23 protein-coding genes and 1 pseudogene are annotated in these 21,280 nt (G+C 59.3%); 10 read left to right on the top strand and 14 right to left on the bottom strand.

What is annotated here, in order from left to right:
* Positions 1–64: 64 nt before the first annotated feature.
* Positions 65–1,264 (bottom strand): annotated as a pseudogene (locus O4G74_RS06150) (M61 family peptidase); the annotation flags it as partial.
* Between the two features lie 170 nt (positions 1,265–1,434).
* On the opposite strand from O4G74_RS06150, the gene O4G74_RS06145 reads away from it, so the two are divergent.
* The 3 genes from O4G74_RS06145 to O4G74_RS06135 are packed head-to-tail and all read left to right on the top strand — an operon-like array spanning position 1,435 to position 3,989.
* Positions 1,435–2,706, top strand: coding sequence for a TCR/Tet family MFS transporter (locus O4G74_RS06145; RefSeq protein ID WP_269401759.1), 1,272 nt, complete (start codon positions 1,435–1,437; stop codon positions 2,704–2,706).
* A 51-nt stretch (positions 2,707–2,757) separates the two neighbouring features.
* Positions 2,758–3,288 (top strand): D-glycero-alpha-D-manno-heptose-1,7-bisphosphate 7-phosphatase, encoded by a 531-nt coding sequence (locus O4G74_RS06140; RefSeq protein ID WP_269401758.1) that lies wholly within the window; start codon positions 2,758–2,760, stop codon positions 3,286–3,288.
* Positions 3,285–3,989: an aspartate/glutamate racemase family protein gene (locus O4G74_RS06135; protein WP_419715354.1), complete on the top strand. Its 705-nt coding sequence runs from the start codon at positions 3,285–3,287 to the stop codon at positions 3,987–3,989. Before O4G74_RS06140 ends, O4G74_RS06135 begins: the two co-directional genes overlap by 4 nt.
* On the opposite strand, the gene O4G74_RS06130 is transcribed toward O4G74_RS06135, so the two are convergent.
* The 6 genes from O4G74_RS06130 to O4G74_RS06105 all read right to left on the bottom strand — a co-directional run bounded on the left by O4G74_RS06130 (position 3,986) and on the right by O4G74_RS06105 (position 7,377).
* On the bottom strand, positions 3,986–4,261 hold the full coding sequence (locus tag O4G74_RS06130) for a hypothetical protein (protein WP_269401756.1): 276 nt from the start codon (positions 4,259–4,261) through the stop codon (positions 3,986–3,988). The two genes, O4G74_RS06135 and O4G74_RS06130, sit on opposite strands and share 4 nt — an antisense overlap.
* A 77-nt stretch (positions 4,262–4,338) precedes the next feature.
* Positions 4,339–4,617, bottom strand: a complete 279-nt coding sequence (locus tag O4G74_RS06125; protein WP_147372323.1) for a hypothetical protein — start codon at positions 4,615–4,617, stop codon at positions 4,339–4,341.
* Positions 4,618–4,681: 64 nt separating this feature from the next.
* Positions 4,682–5,119 (bottom strand): EVE domain-containing protein, encoded by a 438-nt coding sequence (locus O4G74_RS06120; RefSeq protein WP_119378709.1) that lies wholly within the window; start codon positions 5,117–5,119, stop codon positions 4,682–4,684.
* Positions 5,120–5,242: 123 nt separating this feature from the next.
* Entirely contained in the window at positions 5,243–6,055 is an 813-nt protein-coding gene (locus O4G74_RS06115; RefSeq protein WP_269401755.1) for a heme-dependent oxidative N-demethylase subunit alpha family protein, read from the bottom strand.
* Entirely contained in the window at positions 6,045–6,671 is a 627-nt protein-coding gene (locus tag O4G74_RS06110; RefSeq protein WP_269401754.1) for a class I SAM-dependent methyltransferase, read from the bottom strand. Before O4G74_RS06110 ends, O4G74_RS06115 begins: the two co-directional genes overlap by 11 nt.
* 4 nt (positions 6,672–6,675) lie before the next feature.
* Positions 6,676–7,377: a hypothetical protein gene (locus O4G74_RS06105; protein ID WP_269401753.1), complete on the bottom strand. Its 702-nt coding sequence runs from the start codon at positions 7,375–7,377 to the stop codon at positions 6,676–6,678.
* 155 nt (positions 7,378–7,532) lie between these two features.
* On the opposite strand from O4G74_RS06105, the gene O4G74_RS06100 reads away from it, so the two are divergent.
* The 3 genes from O4G74_RS06100 to O4G74_RS06090 are packed head-to-tail and all read left to right on the top strand — an operon-like array spanning position 7,533 to position 11,055.
* Positions 7,533–9,614, top strand: coding sequence for a S9 family peptidase (locus O4G74_RS06100; RefSeq protein ID WP_269401752.1), 2,082 nt, complete (start codon positions 7,533–7,535; stop codon positions 9,612–9,614).
* A 10-nt stretch (positions 9,615–9,624) separates the two neighbouring features.
* A complete protein-coding gene (locus O4G74_RS06095) occupies positions 9,625–10,638 on the top strand; it encodes an adenosine deaminase (RefSeq protein ID WP_269401751.1) in 1,014 nt (337 codons plus the stop codon).
* 12 nt (positions 10,639–10,650) lie between these two features.
* Entirely contained in the window at positions 10,651–11,055 is a 405-nt protein-coding gene (locus O4G74_RS06090; RefSeq protein WP_018148154.1) for a DUF1622 domain-containing protein, read from the top strand.
* Here O4G74_RS06090 and O4G74_RS06085 read toward each other — a convergent pair.
* Positions 10,988–12,022, bottom strand: coding sequence for an AraC family transcriptional regulator (locus O4G74_RS06085; protein WP_269401750.1), 1,035 nt, complete (start codon positions 12,020–12,022; stop codon positions 10,988–10,990). The two genes, O4G74_RS06090 and O4G74_RS06085, sit on opposite strands and share 68 nt — an antisense overlap.
* Before the next feature lie 129 nt (positions 12,023–12,151).
* Between O4G74_RS06085 and O4G74_RS06080 the strand changes: the two genes are divergently transcribed.
* A complete protein-coding gene (locus O4G74_RS06080; protein ID WP_269401749.1) occupies positions 12,152–12,979 on the top strand; it encodes a DUF2306 domain-containing protein in 828 nt (275 codons plus the stop codon).
* A gap of 31 nt (positions 12,980–13,010) precedes the next feature.
* On the opposite strand, the gene O4G74_RS06075 is transcribed toward O4G74_RS06080, so the two are convergent.
* Complete coding sequence (locus tag O4G74_RS06075; RefSeq protein WP_269401748.1) at positions 13,011–13,460, bottom strand: GNAT family N-acetyltransferase; 450 nt, start codon at positions 13,458–13,460, stop codon at positions 13,011–13,013.
* 155 nt (positions 13,461–13,615) lie between these two features.
* Here O4G74_RS06075 and O4G74_RS06070 point away from each other — a divergent pair, with 155 nt between their 5' ends.
* Positions 13,616–14,134 (top strand): SRPBCC family protein, encoded by a 519-nt coding sequence (locus O4G74_RS06070; protein WP_269401747.1) that lies wholly within the window; start codon positions 13,616–13,618, stop codon positions 14,132–14,134.
* Here O4G74_RS06070 and O4G74_RS06065 read toward each other — a convergent pair.
* Positions 14,131–15,192: a sensor histidine kinase gene (locus tag O4G74_RS06065; protein ID WP_269401746.1), complete on the bottom strand. Its 1,062-nt coding sequence runs from the start codon at positions 15,190–15,192 to the stop codon at positions 14,131–14,133. The two genes, O4G74_RS06070 and O4G74_RS06065, sit on opposite strands and share 4 nt — an antisense overlap.
* On the bottom strand, positions 15,155–15,676 hold the full coding sequence (locus O4G74_RS06060) for a methanogen output domain 1-containing protein (protein WP_269401745.1): 522 nt from the start codon (positions 15,674–15,676) through the stop codon (positions 15,155–15,157). The genes O4G74_RS06065 and O4G74_RS06060 overlap by 38 nt, the downstream gene beginning before the upstream one ends.
* Positions 15,677–15,906: 230 nt before the next feature.
* On the opposite strand from O4G74_RS06060, the gene O4G74_RS06055 reads away from it, so the two are divergent.
* Entirely contained in the window at positions 15,907–16,230 is a 324-nt protein-coding gene (locus tag O4G74_RS06055; RefSeq protein ID WP_269401744.1) for a hypothetical protein, read from the top strand.
* Positions 16,231–16,385: 155 nt separating this feature from the next.
* Here O4G74_RS06055 and O4G74_RS06050 read toward each other — a convergent pair whose 3' ends face one another.
* The 3 genes from O4G74_RS06050 to O4G74_RS06040 form a co-directional block, all read right to left on the bottom strand.
* Positions 16,386–16,934, bottom strand: a complete 549-nt coding sequence (locus tag O4G74_RS06050) for a hypothetical protein (RefSeq protein WP_269401743.1) — start codon at positions 16,932–16,934, stop codon at positions 16,386–16,388.
* A 113-nt stretch (positions 16,935–17,047) separates the two neighbouring features.
* Complete coding sequence (gene typA / locus O4G74_RS06045; protein ID WP_269401742.1) at positions 17,048–18,877, bottom strand: translational GTPase TypA; 1,830 nt, start codon at positions 18,875–18,877, stop codon at positions 17,048–17,050.
* Positions 18,878–18,966: 89 nt separating this feature from the next.
* Positions 18,967–20,637, bottom strand: coding sequence for a hypothetical protein (locus O4G74_RS06040; protein ID WP_269401741.1), 1,671 nt, complete (start codon positions 20,635–20,637; stop codon positions 18,967–18,969).
* Between the two features lie 102 nt (positions 20,638–20,739).
* On the opposite strand from O4G74_RS06040, the gene O4G74_RS06035 reads away from it, so the two are divergent.
* On the top strand, positions 20,740–21,189 hold the full coding sequence (locus O4G74_RS06035; protein ID WP_269401740.1) for a PH domain-containing protein: 450 nt from the start codon (positions 20,740–20,742) through the stop codon (positions 21,187–21,189).
* Positions 21,190–21,280: the final 91 nt, after the last annotated feature.

The raw sequence follows: 21,280 nt of genomic DNA, 5'->3' as shown, positions 1-21,280 counted from the left end.
CAAGCGAAATGCCCTCAAACTTGCCACGAAGTTCAAGGTCCAGCGCAAGGCCGATCATGGCGCCATAGGGGTGGTAGGACACGAACGTATTGGCGTTATTGTCGGGGTCGATTGCCGTTGCTGCATCGACGAAAGGCGCCCGCAGGCTCATCGCCATAGGGGACCGTAGATCCCGCCCGGCCCCGTTCACGACATAGCTGAGGTTACGGCTCAGCGTCTTCAGATACCCATCGACATCCTCTTCGCCGGCCCGAAGGATTGTGAGCGGCGCATAATAGGACGTGAAGCCTTCAGCGAACCAGAGCGTGGTCGTCGGATTGGCCTTCGTGAAGTCGAAAGGTTCCAGCTCTGCCGGGCGCAGGCGTTCGACATTCCAGGCATGAATGAACTCATGCGAGAGCGTGCTCAGCTGCCCGAATTCGGCCTCATAGAGGCCTTTGGTGTTGCTGATGATGGTGGAGTTGCGATGCTCCATCCCGTCGCCGCTGACATAAGGCAGATAGTCGGCGATGAAAGTGTAGGTACCATAGTCGAAAAGTGGCGCCTCTCCGAAGAGTTTGATCTGCTCATCGACCACATTCTTCGCCATCTCGGCATAGGTATCGGCGTCTTCTGGCGTGCCGTCATGGTGGATGGCGAGCCGAATTGTCTGCTCGCTGTCGCCTTCCCCGATCGTCCATTCGCGGAGGTCGAAGTCGGAAAGCTCGGTCGGGCTATCCATGAGGTATTGAAGGTCCGGCGCGGTAAACGCCATCGCGGCATCTGTAGGAACGAGCTGCGTCGCCGCTTTCCAGTCGGGGGACGCAGGCTCAAAGCTGATCTCTACTGGCCGGCCTTCCATACCCTCCGCCCAGAGCAGCGTGGCGGGCATGTTGAGATGAGCATGGGTAAGATCGATCTGCTAATAGGTACCATCGGCGCGGTCGGCATAGAGGGTGTAGGTCACCGTCGCCTCGCCGCCATGGCCTTCGATTGTCCATGAATAGGGATCATCCTGCGAGACGGCCAGCGTCTCTCCAGCTACATCGACCGCGCTCAGGCCGTAAACATTCCTGGCAAACTCATGCAGTGCATACCGCCCCGGCGAGGCGCGCGACATGCGCACGGTGAGCGGCCCGTTGCCGATCTCACGAAAAGTGACGGAGATTTCCGCCTCATGGTGCGCCGCGTTCGGGAAGGAGACGTCGTAGGAAACCGCCGCGTCCTGCGCCCACGCACCCGCTGAAATCAGAAGGGCTGCACTCCCCAATAGTGTTGCGCGCATGGTCGGCTCCTTTCTGGTCAATGCGAGGGATATAAGCGGTTCGGTCTGATTGCGACTAGGTGAGCGCATGCCTGAACGCAGCTGATCGCAGGCCTGCGGCCAGCTGAGCCTAATGCCAGACCAGACAGAGTGATTGACGCCCGCGCCGTTCCCGGCCATTGCCTTGCGCCATGAGTGAGGCTCCCGCCACCCGCAAGCATGGGAAAAATGCCTTCCTGTTCGTCATCGTCTGCGTGGCGATGGACATGATGGGATTTGGCATCATCATCCCTGTCATGCCGTCCCTGCTCGAAGAGCTGACGGGCAACCCGGCCTCAGAGACGATCGTGATCGGCGGCTATCTGATGGCCACCTATGGCATCCTCAACTTCGTAACGATGCCTACGATCGGGAATTTGTCTGACCGTTATGGCAGGCGGCCTGTCCTGCTCGTTTCCATTGCGACGTTGGGCATGGACTTCATCATCATGGGGCTCGCCGACTCGGTCTGGCTGCTCTTTGTTGGCCGCGCACTGACAGGCATTTCATCGGCCACCTTCTCGACCGCGAACGCCTATATCGCCGATGTGACCGAGCCGGAAGAACGCGGCAAGGCGTTCGGTATGATCGGCGCGGCCTTCGGTATCGGCTTTATTCTCGGCCCGGCGATTGGCGGCCTTCTGGGGTCGATCGATACGCGCCTTCCCTTCTTCGGCGCGGCTGTGCTCTCCATCGCCAATTTCCTCTATGGCTATTTCGTCCTGCCGGAATCGCTAGCCAAAGAGGATCGCCGCCCCTTCGATGTGAAGCGCGCCAACCCGTTCGGGGCCGTCAAACACTTCTCGAAGATTCCCAAGGTGGGCTGGTTCATCGTCGCCTTCGGCATTTTCCAGTTCGCCCACAGCGTCTTCCCGTCGACCTGGAACTTCTATTCCGACATCCGCTATGACTGGTCCGAGACGCAGATCGGCCTGTCGCTGGCGGCCGTTGGCCTGGGCTCAGCGTTCACGCAGGTCCTGTTGATTGGACCCGCGATCAAACGTTTCGGTCCCGTGCGCACCGCGCTTGGAGGTATCGCGATCATGGTACTCGCGCTCGGCCTGTTTGCGGGCGCGGTTCAAGGCTGGATGGTCTATGCGATCATTCCGCTCAGCGCGCTCGGCGGCGTGTTTGGCCCATCCATCAATCAGATCATGTCGGGCCTTACACCGCGCAATGCGCAAGGCGAACTGCAGGGCGCAACGGCCAGCCTGAATGCGTTTTCGATTATCTTCGCACCGCTTCTGATGACACAGACGCTGCATGCCTTCTCCGCGCCCGATGCGCCCGTCTATTTTCCCGGCGCGGCTTTCCTCTTGGCTTCGCTTCTGACCGCATTCTGCCTCATCCCGTTCATCCTCGGCGTGCAGGCAAACAGGCGGGCGGTTTCAGACCTTGGGCAGGACGTCGCCAAAGGCAGCTGATTGCAGCAGGCTCAACTGGTACAGCCGCTGTCCTTGGCGTAGGGATGACTCATGGCCGAACGACGCCCCGCCCTTTTTCTTGATCGCGATGGCGTCCTCAACGTCGATCGTGGCTATGTCAGCCGTGTCGAGGACTTTGAGTGGATCGAGGGCGCCAAGACCTGCATCGCCAATTTCAACAAGCGCGGCTGGTACGTCTTTGTCGTCACCAACCAGTCGGGCATTGCGCGCGGCTACTACACGGAGGCCGACATGCAGGCCCTGCACGACCATATGACCGAAGAGCTCAAGCAAGCTGGCGCGCACATCGACCGTTTCTATCACGCCCCCTGGCACGAGGCAGGCGAAATCGCGCGCTATCGCAAGGCGAGCATCGACCGCAAGCCAGGCCCGGGCATGCTGCTTCAGGCCATGGCAGACTTCAACGTGAACCGCGAACAGAGCTTCCTGATCGGTGACAAGCAAACCGACCTTGAAGCTGCGCGCGCAGCTGGCGTCGGGGCGTTTCTGTTCAAGGGCGGCAATCTTGGTATTTTTGCCGAATGGGCGCTCGCCAGTTTTGAGGATGGCCTGCGCGGATGAAGCGAATTGGCATTCTCGGCGGAATGAGTCCTGAGAGCACGGTCATCTATTATCGCGCGCTGAATGCTGGCGCGCGTGCGCGTCTCGGAGAGCTGGCGACAGCGGACTGCATCATCGCTTCGATGAACTTTGGTGAGATACAGGCCATGCAAAAGGCTGGCGACTGGGCGGGCGCGGGCCAGCACCTCGCGCGCGCCGCAAAAGAACTGGAAGCGGCCGGTGTTGATCTCGTCCTGCTTGCGACGAACACGATGCACCGCTGCGCCGAAGCGATCGAAAGTGCGCTGGGCGTGCCATTCCTTCATATTGCGGATGCGACCGCCATCAGGCTGAAGGCAGATGGACGTGCGCGCCCGCTGCTGCTTGGAACGGCGTACACGATGGAGCAGGACTTCTATAAAGGCCGGCTCGCAGACCAACATGGGCTAGGGGTGATCGTGCCCGGCGCCGCTGACCGCGCGCGCATACACGCCCTCATCTTCGAGGAACTCGTCAACGGCATCACGACCGAAGACAGCCGCAACGCGTTTCTGGAAATCGTTTCGAAGTATGCAGAAGCTGGGGCCGACAGCGTCATTCTCGGCTGCACCGAAATCGGCATGCTGCTAGATGCGGGGAATTCACCGCTGCCGGTCTATGATACGGCGCTCATCCATTGCGAGGTCGCTCTCGACCTCGCTTGTGACCTATCGAAGCGCTAGGGATCCATCGGCATCATGCCGCCATCAGCGCTGACCTCATCGATGAAGCGGCGGCCTTCTTCCTCGGCCTGTTCGTCGATCTGAGCCCACTCGGCTGGCTCCATACAAACACGCCGGCCAAGCATTGTGCCCATTTCCTTGATGCGGCGGCATTCGACTTCGCGGCCGTCCGTCGTCATCATCATCTCGCTGTTCGTAGACGGTTCCTCAATCGCGGTGCAACCGGCCAGCAAAGCTCCCATTGCAACAAATACGCCTGTGATCCTGATCATCCGCTTTCCCCCGTTCAGCGTTTGTCCAGACGAACGAAAAACGCCCGAAGATCAAGTCTTCGGGCGTGAAAAAATTTTTACAGTCCTGGAGAGTCAGGCCCCTGACCGGCGCCGCGTGAACTCCCCATGAAGTCCTCGGCGCCTTCTTCTGCAGCGCGGTCGACCTGCTGCCATTCAGCGGGCTGCATGCAGACGCGCTTGCCCAGCATCGTGCCCATTTCCTTGATGCGACGGCACTCAACTTCAGTTCCGTCATCGGCCACCATCATTTCACTGTTGGCGGACGGGTCTTCAATAGCGGTACAGCCAGCCAGAACGAAACCCATGGCGACCAGCGCGCTTGCAATTTTAGTCATCAGTTACCTTTACATATGAATCTATGCAAAGGGCGTAACATCCTGCTTATGGCAATTGAAAGAGCTAAAGTGGCTTCAATGTCTTTCCGTTGAGGCCGCCCATGCGGCAGACCTCGATCCACTCATCTTCCTTCACCGGCTGGACGGAAAGGCGGAAACTGGTGACCAGCGCCATATCTTCCAGTTTCTCGTTCGCCTTGACGTCTTTCAACGTTACCGATTTCGGCATGTCGCAGACAGCGCGGAGGTCAACACAATCCCAGCGTTCATCGTCCGTCGTCTCATCCTGCGCGCTTTCGGCCGAAACTTCGACGATGCCGACAACTTCGAGGCCTTTGTTGGAGTGGTAGAAAAAGCCTTTGTCGCCGACCTTCATGTCGCGCATGAAATTGCGCGCCTGGTAGTTGCGAATACCGGTCCACTGCGTGCCTTCTTCGCCCGCTTCCTTTTGGTCGTCCCAGCTCCACTTGAACGGCTCGGACTTGAACAGCCAGTATGCCATCGCTGTCTCCTCTCCATGGTTGCGTGAGCAGACATAAGACGGTTCGGCGCCATTGCGACAGCCACGTGCAGGCATGATTGTGCAAAGTTGGCGGCTGACTGGAATGCAGACCGTTAAAGCAGGCTAGCCCGTTGCCGCCGACTGCAGGCAGGCTTCGCGCACCAGAAGCTCCAGCTCATCCCAGCCCTTATAGGCGCGGACCTTCTGGTCGGCCCCGATCCAGGCATCCTCGAAGCTTTCGCGCAGATCGTCGTCGACAAGGATCGGCAACAGCGGATCAAGGCAAACCCTGATGGTGAAACAGATCACGCCCGTTTCCGGCAGTTTCCTGATGGTCTGGCGCTCAACCCTAAGAAAGAGGTCTTCTGGTTCCGCCGCGAGCGTGAGCGGGCGCTCAGGTGTGAAGCGCTGAGCGCCCGCCTGAACAGTCCAGTTAAACCGCTCCAATACCTTGCCCGCCGCGAGATTGGTGAAGACCCGGTCGATGCGCGTAGCGAGTTCAGGACTGCCGCCCGGTACGGGCCCGTGCAGATCGTGCAGCGTGCCGCCTATGACCTCCGGCAGCGACCAATAGGTTGGCGCGGTTACCGCGCCGGCGATGAGGCGCCAGATGCCGTCGCTATCACGTCCCAGCAAGCAAAGATCATCCGACACAAGTGTCGCGGCCCGTGCAAGCGCGTTTTCGAATGAGCTTTGCGAGGAAACGTTTACTGCCTCACCAATCATGGCGAGCAGCTCACGTGCTGCAGGACCGTTCAGTTCTCCGAGGAGCGTTTCGTCTGGCTGCTCCTCAAGCAGCATCAACCGGTCCAGCTCGCAACCGTCCATTTCCGTGTCCGGCAGCAACCAGTCGCGCAGAGAGATCGGCTTCAACGCCGGAGCTACCGTGGGCGGCCCATGCAGGAAGGGCAGGTAGGGCGGCGACCTAAGCGGCACGTGCCTGCCCCCAGCTGACATAGCCGGCAATTTTCGGCGTGCTTGGCAGGTACATTGTGTGCACGTCATCCATCACGAAGCCTGCATCGGTCAGCATCGCCTTGGCGTCGCGGGTCAGGTGGCAGCCGCCAGCAAGCGGCTTCCAGAATCGTTCGACGCGGCGCTGCCATTTGGCGACCCCCTGGTCGGGGGCGAGACCGTGCTCGGAGAAGAGCACCTTGCCGCCCGGCTTGAGGACGCGGCGCACCTCCGCCAGTGAGCCGGCCCAGTCAGGAATGGTGCAGAGCACGAAGGTGATCACCACCGTGTCGACACTATCGTCAGGCAGCGGCACGTTTTCGGCGCCCGTTTCGAGAAACTCGATCCGCTCGGCCCATCCAAGCTCACTTGCCGCCTTGCGGGCGCGTTCGATCATTTCCGGTGAAGGCTCCAGCGCATAGAGCTTTTCGAGCTTCGACGCATCGTAGAACCCGAAATTCGTCCCCGAGCCGCAGCCCAGTTCCAGAACGTTACCGGTTGCCAGCGGCACAACCTTTTCGCGCTGCTTCATGATCGGCTTGGTCGCGCAGGCACATGAGATAAGCGGTGGTACGACGAATTTGTCCCAAAGCCCCAAGATTTCAGCTCCCAGTTTCGAGTTGCTGGCGCGCAGCCGCATTGGCCGGTTCGAGCTTTAGCGCCTGTTGCGTGATGACAATGTCATAGGCGAGGCCATCGGCCATGGGGGCGTAAACAGCAGAGCCGAACTGGCTGCCCTTCACGCCGACCCGTTCGCCCTGCTCGCGCGCAAGCGCGAAAACATCGAGGCCCGGATTTTCCGACAGCGCCAGACCGTTGCTGGTCGCTTCGCTGACAGAGCGCGTATTGTAGCGCCGGTTCATCCGGCCTTCCATATATTCAAGCCGGTAGACGCTATCATAGCCCAGCATGTTGGCCATCGGTTCAAACGTGATGACGCGCGCTCCGAGAGAAAATTCGTCGCCGTTCAGGACGCAGGGTTCGCGCTCTGAAGCCGGGTCGAAGCAGGTGACATCACCGCCGCCCGCAAGATCGACATTCACGCGGTAGGCATTCTCTTCGCCGCCAACCGCCGCAAAAGTCACCCGTGCAACGGGCCGCTCATAGGTCAGCCGCTCATAGGTCTGCAGGTTGAGGCCGAGGAAAGTACCGATGCCTGCCGCCCCAAGAAAGCCGATACCGAACAGGAAACGAAGCGCCCCGGCCATGATCCGCAGCCTGAACAGGCGCCCAAGCCCCGCAAAGGTCAGCATCAGCCCGACGACACCCGACAGCGAGGGCAATATCCACCAGATCAGGTCCATTTTCTCATCTCCATCGCCCCCCACAGGCGGTATTTCCAGCAAGACCCTAGCTTATCAGGGCAGCATGTCACCAAAATAACGCCTGCTTAACCCTGTCATCGCGGAACGTGCATGCTACACATCCAGTCAATTTGAATGATGCGGGAGGATTTGAGATGAAAAAGTGGGCATTTCTTGCGGGCGTCTGCCTGACCGGATTGTATGCGATGAGCGCGGGCGCTCAGGATGCAGGCAGCGCCGAGGAAAGCCGCCGTTTCACTGCTGAGCGCGTCTTCGACATCGAATATGCGACCTCCCCCCAGATTTCGCCTGACGCCTCAAAGATCGTCTATGTCCGCCACTCCATGGACCAGCTGAACGACCGCGATCGCGGCGACCTCTGGATCATTGATGTTGCCTCAGGAGAGCAGCGGCCTCTGGTTACCGGCGGCGCTTCTGCCAGCAGCCCGACCTGGTCGCCCGATGGCACAAAGTTGCTCTACTCCACAGCTTCGACCGACGGAAAGCCGGAGCTTCGCCTTCACTATCTCGACACCGGTCAGAGCTTCTCCCTCGCCCAGCTCGAATATGGCGCTGGCGGCGCGAAATGGTCGCCCGACGGCTCAAAGATTGCTTTTTCCATGTTCGTGAAGGGTGACAAGCCAAGCTTCGCCACGCCGCCAAGTCAGCGCGAAGGCGCTGAGTGGAGCGAGCCTGTCCGCGTCTTTGATGACCTCACCTTCCGCTTCGACGGTCAGGGCTATCTTGAGGAAGGTACGACCCACACTTTCGTGCTCTCAGCCGATGGCGGTTCACCGCGCCAGGTCACCAAGGGCGACGCCGATCTCGGAGGCCCGGTCTGGCTCGACAATGATACGTTGCTCGTAACCGGCAATACCGCCGAAGACGCTGATCTCGACCCGATCGAGAGCGAGATTTACGCCGTCGAGCTCTCCGACCTTTCCATGCGGGCGCTGACCAGCCGCGATGGCCCGGACTTCGGCCCTGTGGTCTCTCCGGATGGCGAGACCATCGCCTTCCGCGGCCATGACGACAATCTGAAGGCCTATGAGCAGGCCAATCTTTATCTGATGGCTGCGGACGGATCGAATGTTCGTGAAGTCGCTGCTGATTTCGACCGTGAGATTGGCGCAATACAGTGGGCCCCTGATGGCCGCTCGCTCTACAGCGCCATCGAAAACGCCGGCGATATGGACCTTTTCCAGATCACGACACGGGGCGACACTTCGGTCGCTGTTTCAGGTCTGGGCGGCACGTCGATTGGTCGGCCCTATGCAGGTGCGGACTTCTCCGTGTCAAAGACCCGCAATCCCGTGATTGCCTACACGGCCGGGTCAGCTGATGCGCCGGCTGAGGTCGCCGTGGCCGGACGCGGCGTGAATGCCCGCACGCTTACCTCGCTGAATTCCGATGTCTTGCCCTATCTCGACATGGCGCGCGTTGAGGAAGTGAAAGTCTCCTCCAGCGCCGATGGCCGCGAGATCGAGGCATGGGTTGCCCTGCCACACGGGTTTGAGGCCGATGGCAGTTATCCGATGATCCTGGAAATCCATGGCGGACCGTTCTCCATGTACGGGCCATTCTTCGCCAGCGAGATCCAGCGCTATGCCGCTGAAGGCTATGTCACGGTCTGGGCCAATCCACGTGGCTCGACCGGCTATGGCGAAGAGTTCGCCCAGCTGATCGACAAGAACTACCCATCTGCCGACCATGATGACCTCATGAGCGTCGTCGATGAGATGGTGGCCCGCAACTATGTCGACCCGAAGCGCCTCTTTATCACTGGCGGGTCTGGCGGCGGCGTACTGACCGCCTGGGCGGTCGGCAAGACGGACCGCTTTGCGGCGGCGGCGACGATCAAGCCCGTTATCAACTGGTTCACCATGGCGCTTGCTGGTGATATCGCCCCCTTCGTCTGGCGTCACTGGATCCGCGAAGACCCCTGGGAAAACCCGCAGGCCTATTTCGACCTTTCCCCAATCTCGCTCGTTGGCAATGTGACCACGCCGACGCTCGTCATGGTGGGTGAGGAAGACTGGCGCACGCCAACCTGGGAAGCTGAGCAGTTCTACACCGCGCTGAAACTCCAGGGCGTCGACACGGCCCTGATCCGCATTCCGGGCTCGCCGCACTATATCGCCGGTCGCCCAAGCCGCCTTATCGCCAAGACCGACAATATCATGGGGTGGTTCGCCAAATACGACCCGGCGAAACAGGACGAAGCTGACAAGGAATAGGATCGCAAGAATGTCAGACCTTGATGCCCTGATCGACGCGCTGCCTAAGGCCGAGCTGCACCTTCATCTCGAAGGCAGTCTCGAGCCTGAGCAGCTCCTCGAATTTGCCGCCCGCAACAAGGTCGACATCCCGTTCAAGACTCTTGAGGAAGTCCGCGCAGCGTACGAGTTCTCCAACCTGCAGGACTTTCTCGATATCTATTATCAGGGCATGTCGGTCCTGCAGACAGAGGTCGACTTCCACGACCTGACCGATGCCTATCTGCAGCGTGTGGCCGCCGACAATGTCCGCCATGTCGAAGTCTTCTTTGACCCGCAGGGTCATACTGAACGCGGCATCCCGTTCGACGTGCCGATCAGCGGCATCCTGAAGGCGCTCGATGCGGCGAAGGCGAAGTATGGCATCACCTACCGCCTTATCATGTGCTTCCTGCGTCACCTCTCCGAAGAGGACGCGTTCAAGACCTGGGATCAGGCAAAGCCATGGCTCTCCAAGATCCACGGCATCGGCCTGGACAGCTCAGAAAATGGGCATCCGCCTTCCAAATTCGCGCGCATCTATGCCGAGGCCCGCAAGGCCGGGCTGAAGCTCGTCGCCCATGCCGGCGAGGAAGGCCCGCCCGCCTATGTCTACGAAGCGCTGGATGAGCTGAAAATTGACCGCATCGACCATGGTAATCGCTCGCTGGAGGATGACGCCCTCATCGCGCGCATTCGCGATGCTGGCATCACGCTGACAGTGTGCCCGCTGTCGAACCTTTCGCTCTGCGTGGTCGATGACCTGAAAGATCATCCATTGAAAAGAATGCTGGCGCTTGGCCTGAAAGCCACCGTCAATTCGGACGACCCGGCCTATTTCGGCGGTTATGTGAACCAGAACTACCGCGAGACGGCGAAAGCCGTCGGCCTGACACACGATGACATCATCACGCTGGCGAAGAACAGTTTCACCGGTTCATTCCTGTCTGCCGAAGAACAGGCACCGCACCTGGAAGCGATTGATCGTATAGCGGCGTCTCACTGACAGGAGGAATGGATGGGAACCGGTGCAGGTGCGCAGCTGGAATACATTCTGGAAACGCTGTCCTTCGGGATCGAGCTTGTTTCCGCGCTGATCCTCGTAGCCGGCTCTCTCGTCTTCCTCTGGACACTTGGCAGCGGCCTTCTCACCCCATCTGTCAGTGTGACCACAGCCCTGCAGCGCGGGCGGTTGAAGCTCGGCACCTATATTCTTGCCGCACTCGAATTCCTGATCGTCGCCGATATCCTTTTTACCATTGTTCACCGGACACTGGATGATGTCATCGTGCTTGCCATCGTGGCGGGCGTGCGCACCGTGGTCAGCTATTTCCTGGGAAAGGAGATCGAAGCGCTCAGTCAGGAAGAAAGCGAGGCGCTCGGCCTGCGCCGGCGCTCGGACGCTGGCCCGTCCATCTCTTGAAGGCGCGCGAGAAGGCGCTTGGATCGGAAAATCCGACCAGATAGGCGGTCTCGTTCACAGAGACTTTTTCGCCTTCAAGATAATCAATCGCCAGGCGATGGCGCAACTGGTCAAGCAGCTCGTCAAAACTCGTGCCTTCCTGCTTTAGCTGCCGGTACAGCGTCTGGCGGCTCACGCCCATCTGCAAGGCAATCGTCTTCATGCTGATATTGCCCGTATGCAGATCCGCCATCATGCGTCGCTCCACCTCGGAGGCGACCGTATCGGACGCTTCAAGCCTCTTCAGGAGGGCCTCGGCCTGCTCGCTCAGTATGCCGAAAACATAGCCGGGCGAGTTCGATATCGTCATCGTGAAATAGGCCGGGTCGATCTCCATCGTGTTCCGTTCCCGGCCAAACTGGACCGGCACACCCAGAAGTTCCTCATACAGGTCGCCATAGTCGGGCCGTGTGTGCGTGACCTCGGCAGACAAATAGAGCGGCACTGTCGGAAAGATCCGGCTAAACCCGCAGATGAACCGGCCAAGCGTCGATTCCGTCAGTTCCGGGAAACTGTTTGGATTGGCCCGCTTGTCGACGATGTAAGTGCGCCCGCCTTGTTCTTCGACGACAAAGCGGTCCTCGCGGCCTACGCCCTCCACCTCGATCACCAGCCGGCCATACCGGTTCATCTGGCGGAAGGCCTCGTCCATGGTCGGTGCCGCGAAACAGATCAGCCCGACAATCGACAGCACGTTGAACCTGATATCGGTGCCAAAGTGCAGCGCGAGTGCAGGATCTCCGGAAAGCCGTTTGCCTTCGCGCATCAGGCGCTTGAACCGCTCGAACGGAACACGCGCCTCGCTCTGCTCGAGTTCTCTGGCATTTAGCCCGGCCGCAGACAGCAATTGAGCGCGGTCGGCGCCGCGGCTGACGGCAAGGTCAAGCAGAGCTTTCGTATAACCCGCTGATACTGTGGCTCCCGCCATCATCCCCCTCTCGAGCGTTGCGCCCCGTCCTATTGTTACCACAGGTCATGAAATTGGAACCCGCTGTCATGGGGTAAGCCGCGCCGCCCCGATAATCTGCGGCGAAATATCAATAAGAAGACAAAAAACATGACAACGCTCACCTCCCGCCCCGCAATCCTCCCGCAGCTCGATGCCTTGCGCGTCCTGAAACTATCAGGTGCGCTCTGGTTCGTCATCGCCGTGATCGGGCAGGCAGCCTTTGCGGCCTATATCCTCGGCTTTTACGGCGTCTCGACCGCCCAAGGTGATTTCGAGCGTATGGATGGCCGCGTCTTTCACGGCTTCATCGACGGCGACCTGCTGGGCAATAGTCTGTTCCTGAGCCATGTGCTGCTGGCCTTCATCATCACGTTTGGCGCCCCGTTCCAGCTCATCCCGCAAATCCGGAACCGCTTCCGTACCTTCCACCGTTGGAATGGCCGCCTGTTCCTCATGGTGGCCGTGGTGATCAGTACCGGCGCACTTATCCTCGTCTATCATCGCGGCGTTATCGGAGGCGCCTTCGTCGCGACGGGCAACACGATCAATGCGGTCTGCATTCTCGTATTTTCCGCCATGACGCTAAGATTTGCGCTCAAGCGCCGCTTCGCAGATCACCATCGCTGGGCCATGCGGCTTTTCATTGCAGCCAGCGGGGTCTGGTTCTTCCGGCTCGGCTTCGGCTTCTGGGCCGGTATCACGGGGGGCACAATGCCTGGTAGCGCCATGGACCTGACCGGGCCGTTCGACCGGTTCCTCGGCATCGGACACGCCATCATTCCCTTGCTTGTCCTCGAGCTCTACCTCCTCGCCCGCGACAGAGGCTCATCCACCGCGCGCTATGCCATGGCAGGTGGGATGGTTGCGGCCAGCGCGGCGACAGCACTCGGCATCTTCATGGCCGCGCAGATCTTCTGGCTACCGGCCTTACACTAGACCGGCGAATAGGTATCAACACGCAGGCGCTCTAGGGCCCGTTCAGCCTGACCTGTCCGGGCCGCCCTCCCGGTGCATCGACTTTTTCGGTCCAGCCCATGGCGAGATAGGCCTTCATCGCCAAAATGTTCTGGTCATCCACATCGAGCTCAAGCGGCGCACGGGCGAGATCGCGGGCGACCTCCAGCAGTCCTGAGCCTACACCGCAAAGGCGCCAGTCAGCCGCCACAAATAGATGCGGCACATAGGGGCTCTTGCGCTCGAGTGTCAGGAAGCCAATCACCCCGGCATGCGGCTCTTCCGCAACAATGCAACGTGATAGCCGAAGCGTCTGGCGCAGTCGGATGAGCTCATCAACCGGTCCGCTGCGCCAAGGAAAAGCATCAAGACAGTCGAGAAAAAGTGTTTCCACACTGACATTGTCAGTCCGTGCATAAGGCCTGATCTTCCAGCCTGCACCCTGATGAAGCAAAAGCGCCATGGGCTGAGTTGTATCGAGGCCGTCACTCTTGCATAGGATTTTATGACGCTTTGGTAACGCTGCGGTCTGCTTTCCCGGCCACCGATGCAAACAGGCCACAACTTGCCAAGCTGGCATTCGGCGCGAATAGTCTACATCCCATGATGGAGAGATTTATGAGATCAGCCTTTCTGCTGGCCACGGCGATTGCCGGCCTTCCCGCAAGCGCTGAAATCGTGAGCGCAACTGCCGACCACTATACGCTGCGCCATGAGGCGGTGTCTGACCTCGGCGTCGAAGAGACCTGGGAGCGACTGATCCAGCCGGAAACCTGGTGGCACCCGGACCACACCTATTCAGGCAATGCTGAACATCTCTGGCTAAATCCCAGTGCGGGCGGACCGTGGATGGAGAGCTGGGAAGGCAATGTCGTCGAGCATGGCCGCGTTCTCTCGATCCTGGAAAACAGGATGCTCCGGCTTGATGCGCCCTTTGGTCCATTGCAGGGGTTGGGCGTGCAGGTCGTCTGGACAATTACGCTCGAAGCGGATCCAGCAAACGGGGGTACGAAAATCGTTTTCGACGAGGTAGCAAATGGCTCTAGCCAGAGTGGCCTCGCGCAAATCGCGCCTGCCGTTGACATGGTCAAGCAACAGGCAATTGAACGCCTCGCTGCCCCCGCCCTGACTGACTAGGCAACCGCAACAAAACGCAAGCGTAGACGCCGACCACCTTCATCGGTGCGCAAGACAGCAACGCCTGCCTGCCTGGCCAGCGTGTCGATCAGCTTATTGGTCTCAGCTGCATCGCCATCCAGGGTCACATCGGCCCATTGGCCGTCGTCGGATAGCTCTAACCACGGCCCATTCCTATCATGCCCAGCCGCTAGTTCAATCCGCCCGTCGCCCACCCCATCACTGGGGGCAAAGATACGGGTCATCGTTTCGTGAATGATGAGAGCGAGCGGCGTGACCTGCGGCACCGAAACAGCAAACCCGCCATCCAGTGAAAGATCTATTTCACGTTCTGTGGGGAGGGTCTCTGCGATCTGGCCCGCCAGTTTCTGCGCCAGATCCGCGATATCCACGCCAGTCTCGCCGCTTTGATAAGTCAGGTCGAGACCTGCCGACATGGCACGAAGCCGTCCTATGGCATGCTCTACAAATCTTCTTACTTCGATGTTCGACGTCAGCCGTGCGGCGCGGCGCAGCAAGGATATCTGCAGCTGGAGGTTATTGTTTACCCGGTGGTGAAGCTCCCTCGTCAGCAGCCGGTTTATCTCCAGCGCCGCTTCCGCCGATTGCTGTGCTGCACGACGGGCACGCACTTCGCTATCCAGCTCAGCGACCTTGAGGCTCAGCGCGGCAAAGTTGTTGCGGTCATCCATCCTGAAGCGGAGTGTGAAAAAGACCCCATGGTCTGAGCGGCGCAGACGCTTTGCGACACCGCGCAGTTGCAGCCCTGCATCGGTCTCATCATCGAACACCAGGCTAAAGGGACGCGGATCGGCACTCTTGCGCAAACTGGTGATCAAATTGCCCAGAGAGCGCTCCCCATCCATCAGGAGGGGGCCCAGGCGTTGCCCCGGCTTCGCCTGCTCTGCGATGCGGCGCATGGCGCGATTGCTGGCATGGATTTCCCCATTATCCCCAATGAGCATCAACGCCTCCTTGGAGACGTCGAAGATATCCATCCAGTGCGCGAAAGGCGAAGGATCAGCCGCCAAAGTATTCCCGCCCTTCAGGCGCCTCATCAGGTTGCACCAGATTAACGACAACCCGGCACCCGGTATCGCCGCGCGCAATGGCTTTCTCGATCACCACATTGGCATAGCCGAGATTCTCAGCCGCAATCGTCCCGAACACATTGGATGTCATCATGCAGAGAGAGGGACGCCCTTCCACATACTCGCCAAACGGGCAGGCATTGTTGCCCAGGACAATCTTCGTCTCATCCGCTTCGATAATGTAAAAGTCGCCTTCGATGCGGCGTTTGAGGTCGACGAGAACCTGGCCAATTTCCTCGCGGCTGAGATTCTGGACGTTGATCTCATTCTTGTAAGCCTGGTTGATCTGGCTTCCGATCGCGCCGCCGACAACAGAGATGTAGCCTGAGGCGTCTTCCAGACCGACCACAGCCTCTAGCGTTCCTGCCAGTTCGCGCAGGAGCGAGCGTAGGAAGAGGTCACGGTCGAGCCCGACCTCAGCCTTCTCAACAGAATTCTCAGTGTCCGCCATCGCCTCACCCCTTTGTCATGGTGAATAACCTATGTTAGCAGCATTTGGTTCTATGCCCACTGCAGTAATCTTTACGATTCCTGAGACTGAGCCGGCGCCGTCATTCCCCATACACACGTGCTTAACGAAGGAGCGGGTGAGCGTGAAATGAAAATTTTTCGGCGGAACCTCCTTGCGCAAATCAATTTTTCGTCACATCGCTCAAGTCCCACTGTTGAAAGGGTCCGGAAATGAAAAAACTTTTTTACGTTGCAGCTGCTGGCGCGTTTGCCGCTGTCCTTGCTGGTTGCGAAGGCGACACAACCGAAGTCGAAATCGAAACCCCGTCGGCTGAAGAAGAAGTCGTGGTCGAGGAAGACACGGTTGGCGAAGACCTCGAAGAAGCTGCAGACGAAGTTGCTGCCGAAGCTGAAGAGCTCGCTGAAGACACCGAAGCGGCTGTCGATGATGCCGTGACCGACACCGATGGTGACGGTATCGCTGACGAAGTCGACACCGACGATGATGGTGACGGCGTCGCAGACAGCGAAGATCCAGACTTCGAAGACGACTAGGCTTGAAACTGTCCTGCGCGCGCAAGGCGCCGGAGCAAACTCAATCCAGCACGGAAAACAAAACCGGGCGGAGTTATCCGCCCGGTTTTCTGTATTGTCGCATCCGGCTCAGCCCAAAACCCAGGTTTACGGGCAGATACCGGAGCTGTGAGAGATCAACCTGCGACTGCCGGCTGATGCTGGCGCGGCTTATTCGTGCCGAAATAGGTTAGAACGGCCGCGCCGATACTCATGACTGACAGGGCGCGTTCCACCACCTTCAGCGTGACGTCGAAGTCGAAATAGTCGCCAACGCCGACGAAGACCCCAGCGATTGACTGGCTGACAAATAGTTCGACGCTTTCAAACAGGTTCAGCAATCTGGAGCTTCCGGCGAACTCTACACCCGGAATGAATGCATACAGCTTGTAGCCCAGGACAGGCGCATAGGCCGACAATGCCATAAGAATCCCGGCAAAGGCGATGCCCAGAGCAACCGCCCAATGTTGAGTGATCAACGCACCAACAATGATGACCGCGTAAACCGCCAGGATAATCCCGATTACGGAGAAATAGATGGAGAGCTGAACATCAATGACGTCCGCCAGGGGCACCTTCCAGAGCGCATTCGCAAAAACCGCTGCAGATATCGCGATGAAGAAGTTGGAAACCCACAACCGCGCGAAAATTTTAAACAGCGCTCCTAACGGCTTCTCGGAATCCATCCCACACCCCCAAGTTCAACCCTTCAAGATCTTTAACACGCGGTTGAGATATGAAAAGCCGGACTGGGGATCTGAGAGCGAATTCAGGTCGTTCTGCTGAATGCGTGCACGGTCTACGCGCTGGACGCCTTGGCCGCTTTCTTGCGCTCGTGCGGATCGAGATGGATCTTGCGCAGGCGGATGGACTGCGGCGTCACTTCGACCAACTCATCGTCTGCGATGTAGGCCAGCGACCGTTCCAGCGTCATCTGAAGCGGCGGCGTCAGGCGAACGGCTTCATCGGTGCCGGACGCGCGGACGTTGGTCAGCTTCTTGCCCTTCATGACATTGACCTCAAGGTCATTGTCGCGCGTGTGCTCGCCAATGATCATGCCCTGATAGACCTTGTCGCCAGGATGGATCATCATCGGGCCGCGATCTTCGAGGTTGAAGAGGGCAAAAGCCACCGCCTCGCCCTGCTCCATCGAGACGAGAACGCCCGTGTGGCGGCCTTTGATCGCACCCTTATACGGCGCGTATTCAAGGAAGACGCGGTTCATGATGGCCGTGCCGCGCGTATCGGAGAGAAGTTCGCCCTGATAACCGATCAGGCCGCGGGTCGGCGCATGGAAGACAAGCCGCGTGCGACCGGCACCCGATGGCTTCATCTCCATCATGTCGGCCTTGCGCTCCTGTAGCTTCTGCACGATCACGCCGGTATGCTCGTCGTCGACGTCGATGACGACTTCCTCAATCGGCTCGAGCTTTTCGCCCGTGTCCGGATCTTCCTTCATCACGACTTTTGGACGCATCACGCCAAGCTCAAAGCCTTCCCGGCGCATCGTCTCGATAAGGACGGCCAGCTGAAGTTCGCCCCGGCCGGAAACGGTAAAGGCTTCGGCTTCGGTCGAGCGCTCGACCTGAAGCGCGACATTGCCTTCAGCCTCCTTGACCAGACGGTCCCAGATGAGGCGGGACGTCACTTTCTTGCCTTCCGTACCCGCCAACGGGCTGTCATTGACGCGGAATGTCATGGAGAGGGTTGGCGGGTCGATCGGCTGGGCCTGAATAGGCTCGCTGATCGACGGGTCGACGAAGGTGTCAGCCACGTTGGCCTTGGTGAGGCCCGACAGCGAAACGATATCGCCGGCAACGCCTTCTTCAATTGGCTCCCGGCCAAGGCCGCGGAATGCGAGAACCTTGGAGACGCGGCCCTGTTCTACCAGCTCACCATCGCGCGACAGGACCTTCACAGTCTGGTTCGGCTTGATGGTACCGGAGGTGACGCGGCCGGTCAGGATACGGCCAAGGAAGTTGTCGGACGAGATCGTCGTCGCAAGCATCCGGAATGGGCCTTCTTCTGTCCGCGGCTCTGGCACGTGCTTGGTGACGAGATCGAACAGCGCGGACATATCGGTTGCCGGTTTTTCATGGTCGAGGCTCATCCAGCCATTCTTCGCCGAACCATAGAGGATCGGGAAGTCGAGTTGATCGTCATCTGCGCCGAGGTCAGCAAAGAGGTCGAAAACTTCATTGATGACATAGTCCGGACGGCTGTCTGGCTTGTCGATCTTGTTGACCGCGACGATCGGGCGAAGACCGACTTTCAACGCCTTGGACACCACGAACTTGGTCTGCGGCATCGGGCCTTCAGCGGCGTCCACCAGCACGATTGCGCCGTCCACCATGTTCAGGATGCGCTCGACTTCACCGCCGAAATCGGCGTGGCCGGGCGTGTCGACGATATTAACGCGCGTATCGCCCCAGACGACCGACGTCGTCTTGGCGAGGATCGTGATGCCGCGCTCGCGCTCCAGGTCGTTGGAGTCCATCATCCGGTCGGCAGTCTCTTCATTCTCGCGGAAGGTGCCGGACTGTTTGAGAAGGCAGTCGACCAGCGTGGTCTTGCCGTGGTCAACGTGGGCGATGATCGCAATATTGCGAAGCGAAGTAGGCTCGGTCATGGGAGGATAAGGCTTTCAAGTCTTGTATGGGGCGCGCTTTACACGCCTTGGCCCATAAAAGCGAGTGCCTGCCCACAGGCAGCGGGTTCTCAGAGCGCAGGCAGGTCCGGGAGCGCGCGAACGACCGCCAGTGCTGGAAGGTTGGACATCCATTCGCCGCAGGAGATAGGCGCCAGCTGATCGCCATTCAGCTGGCCAAGCACAATGGCTTCGTCGGCGCCGCAGGCGCGTCGCATCTCGGCATAGGCCGCTCCGGGCGCGTCTATCAGGTCGACACCATTGAGATGCCTCAGTTCGGGATCGTCCGGCAGCTGCCCGCCGCAATGGGCGCTAATATTGGTCCAGTAATGGTCCGCGCGTTGATACAGGCTGATCTGGTTCTGGCAGACATCGCGTTGAAGCGCGCCGAGCGCGGCAGCCGCAAGGTAGGTCTCGTCCGGATGCTCCTCCGCCGGTTCCAGCAGATCCACGAAGATACCAATCTCTGACAAGCCCTTCAGGAACGACGCCCATTCGCCGGCATCCATCGCAGTCTCGAAGACACCCATCCGGTCTGCGAAACCATCACCCGCTGTTGCGGTCGCCGCCTCCTTGAACAGGGCGGTATCGAAGGTGCGCTCATTTCCGGCGCGTTCAAAGACGTCTTTCCAGATAGAGAGGATGTCGCCACCCTCATTCTTAAGGGAGGCCGCTTCGGCGATAAGCTGAACGAGAGTGCCGCAATCATATGGGACGCGCCCCCGACTGCCATACCGTGTCGCGATCAGTGGACGCCGCACCAGCGCCAACTGGCACTTGTTTATCTTGTCTTCCAGATCAGCGCGCAGCTCTTCGGGATTCATCCATGCGCGCATGGAAATATATTCCGCCGCGCCTTCGTGCAGCCATGACTGTTCAGCATTCTCGCGCGAGCTATAGAGCTGGCCGATCCAGACATGCACGGCCTCATGCAGGGCGAGCGCCGTCATACGTCGCATGAAGTCCTCGTCCGAGCGGTCGAGCTCAACGCCGCCTACATGTAGCGTGATGAACCGGCCAAGCGCACTCCCCTTGAAACTCATGCGCTCGGCTTCGCGAAAACTCATGACCAGCACGGGCGGCGCCTTCGGCGGCATTTCGAAACGTTTCGTCAGGCTTTGGCTTAACGCATCAATGTCAGCGGCGAATTTCGCGCGCATCCAGTCCGGTATATCTGGGCCGGCGATCATCGTCGCATGGTCCTCTGCGACATGGCGCTCAGGGCCAAAATAGAGAAAGCCGCCGGTCTCTGCCGCGACCGTTTCATCGCTTGAGAGACGCTGATTGCCAACAAGGAATACCTCGCCTTCAGGATCAAAATCGGCGGCGATGAAGGTCCGATGCCCTTCCAGGGAAAGCCCTTCTGTCAGGACAGTCCATCCCCTCTCACCGATCCGGAGAATGGCGACGTATCTTCGGTCATAGATCTGGTCTGACGGGTTCAAATGCAGTTCAAAACTATCAAATGGCGCACTGTCCTCGCGGACGAGGATATTGCCGTCAAAGAACCAGCCATCCCCTTGAGGTATCCAGAGCCGTTGGCGTTCGTCTGGCTCGACCCACCCTTCGAAGCTCACGCTTTCGGCGGGGTCGGACAGAGTCCACCGCGCGGCCAAGGTATTCTCGTTTCGTGACAGGGCAACATCGGCACGAGCGCTTGCATCCTGACCTTCCGCGCCGCCGCCTGTTCCGGACACGAGGTAAATGGCAAACAATACGAGCAAGTATCTAAGCAGCGTCATCTGAAACTTCTGGCCGAATCCTCTGTTCGTGCCAAGGCGCGGAACGTCTCTTCGTGCCCCTCGTTTGTCTTCTACCTGAGACAATCACCGGAAGCTGCCGCCATGACTTATATCGAGAAGCACCTCGACGAAGGTGAATCTATCGTTCGGGTCGGGCGTTTTCACTGGTTGTGGTACGCCCGCGCCTGGGCGGCCCTGATCCTGTTTGGCTGGCTGATCGTAGGGCTTATCTATTTTATCTACGAGATGATCCGCCTGGTCACGACTGAATTCGCCGTGACCGACAGGCGCCTCGTCAAGAAGACGGGCTTCATCGCCGCAAATGTCGATCAAATGTCGCTGGAAGCGATTGAGGGCGCCAGTATGAGACAGGGCATCATCGGCCGCATCTTCGGCTTCGGCAATCTCGATATTGAAGGACGCGGCGAAGGCGAGGTCGACTTTCCGATCATGGCTGCGCCAGCGAAATTCCTGAAAGCTGTCAACGAAGCAAGAAGCACCGCTGAACGCGCCGCCGTTGACCGGCTCGCAGACGATCTCGGGCGCAGATAGGCCTTATCTGCCTCTGCGGCATTAAAACATGCCTCCACGGGGAACGACGCAATGATCGCTTCGTTGATGAAGCGCGCAGCCAGAAGGCTGC

Source organism: Henriciella marina, assembly GCF_027213945.1.
In the GTDB taxonomy this organism is placed as follows: domain Bacteria; phylum Pseudomonadota; class Alphaproteobacteria; order Caulobacterales; family Hyphomonadaceae; genus Henriciella; species Henriciella marina_A.
This window is presented reverse-complemented; position numbering and strand designations above follow the sequence as displayed.

Bases quoted from the DNA above. Each gene is read 5' to 3' on its own strand.
- O4G74_RS06135 (WP_419715354.1), top strand. From the start codon at position 3,285: ATGAAGCGAATTGGCATTCTCGGCGGAATGAGTCCTGAGAGCACGGTC.
- O4G74_RS06125 (WP_147372323.1), bottom strand. From the start codon at position 4,617: ATGACTAAAATTGCAAGCGCGCTGGTCGCCATGGGTTTCGTTCTGGCT.
- O4G74_RS06065 (WP_269401746.1), bottom strand. From the start codon at position 15,192: ATGAGGCGCCTGAAGGGCGGGAATACTTTGGCGGCTGATCCTTCGCCT.
- O4G74_RS06060 (WP_269401745.1), bottom strand. From the start codon at position 15,676: ATGGCGGACACTGAGAATTCTGTTGAGAAGGCTGAGGTCGGGCTCGAC.
- O4G74_RS06035 (WP_269401740.1), top strand. From the start codon at position 20,740: ATGACTTATATCGAGAAGCACCTCGACGAAGGTGAATCTATCGTTCGG.
- O4G74_RS06120 (WP_119378709.1), bottom strand. From the start codon at position 5,119: ATGGCATACTGGCTGTTCAAGTCCGAGCCGTTCAAGTGGAGCTGGGAC.
- O4G74_RS06100 (WP_269401752.1), top strand. From the start codon at position 7,533: ATGAAAAAGTGGGCATTTCTTGCGGGCGTCTGCCTGACCGGATTGTAT.
- O4G74_RS06105 (WP_269401753.1), bottom strand. From the start codon at position 7,377: ATGGACCTGATCTGGTGGATATTGCCCTCGCTGTCGGGTGTCGTCGGG.
- O4G74_RS06090 (WP_018148154.1), top strand. From the start codon at position 10,651: ATGGGAACCGGTGCAGGTGCGCAGCTGGAATACATTCTGGAAACGCTG.
- O4G74_RS06050 (WP_269401743.1), bottom strand. From the start codon at position 16,934: ATGGATTCCGAGAAGCCGTTAGGAGCGCTGTTTAAAATTTTCGCGCGG.
- O4G74_RS06145 (WP_269401759.1), top strand. From the start codon at position 1,435: ATGAGTGAGGCTCCCGCCACCCGCAAGCATGGGAAAAATGCCTTCCTG.
- O4G74_RS06040 (WP_269401741.1), bottom strand. From the start codon at position 20,637: ATGACGCTGCTTAGATACTTGCTCGTATTGTTTGCCATTTACCTCGTG.
- O4G74_RS06095 (WP_269401751.1), top strand. From the start codon at position 9,625: ATGTCAGACCTTGATGCCCTGATCGACGCGCTGCCTAAGGCCGAGCTG.
- O4G74_RS06070 (WP_269401747.1), top strand. From the start codon at position 13,616: ATGAGATCAGCCTTTCTGCTGGCCACGGCGATTGCCGGCCTTCCCGCA.
- O4G74_RS06130 (WP_269401756.1), bottom strand. From the start codon at position 4,261: ATGATCAGGATCACAGGCGTATTTGTTGCAATGGGAGCTTTGCTGGCC.
- typA (WP_269401742.1), bottom strand. From the start codon at position 18,877: ATGACCGAGCCTACTTCGCTTCGCAATATTGCGATCATCGCCCACGTT.
- O4G74_RS06075 (WP_269401748.1), bottom strand. From the start codon at position 13,460: ATGGCGCTTTTGCTTCATCAGGGTGCAGGCTGGAAGATCAGGCCTTAT.
- O4G74_RS06080 (WP_269401749.1), top strand. From the start codon at position 12,152: ATGACAACGCTCACCTCCCGCCCCGCAATCCTCCCGCAGCTCGATGCC.
- O4G74_RS06140 (WP_269401758.1), top strand. From the start codon at position 2,758: ATGGCCGAACGACGCCCCGCCCTTTTTCTTGATCGCGATGGCGTCCTC.
- O4G74_RS06055 (WP_269401744.1), top strand. From the start codon at position 15,907: ATGAAAAAACTTTTTTACGTTGCAGCTGCTGGCGCGTTTGCCGCTGTC.
- O4G74_RS06085 (WP_269401750.1), bottom strand. From the start codon at position 12,022: ATGGCGGGAGCCACAGTATCAGCGGGTTATACGAAAGCTCTGCTTGAC.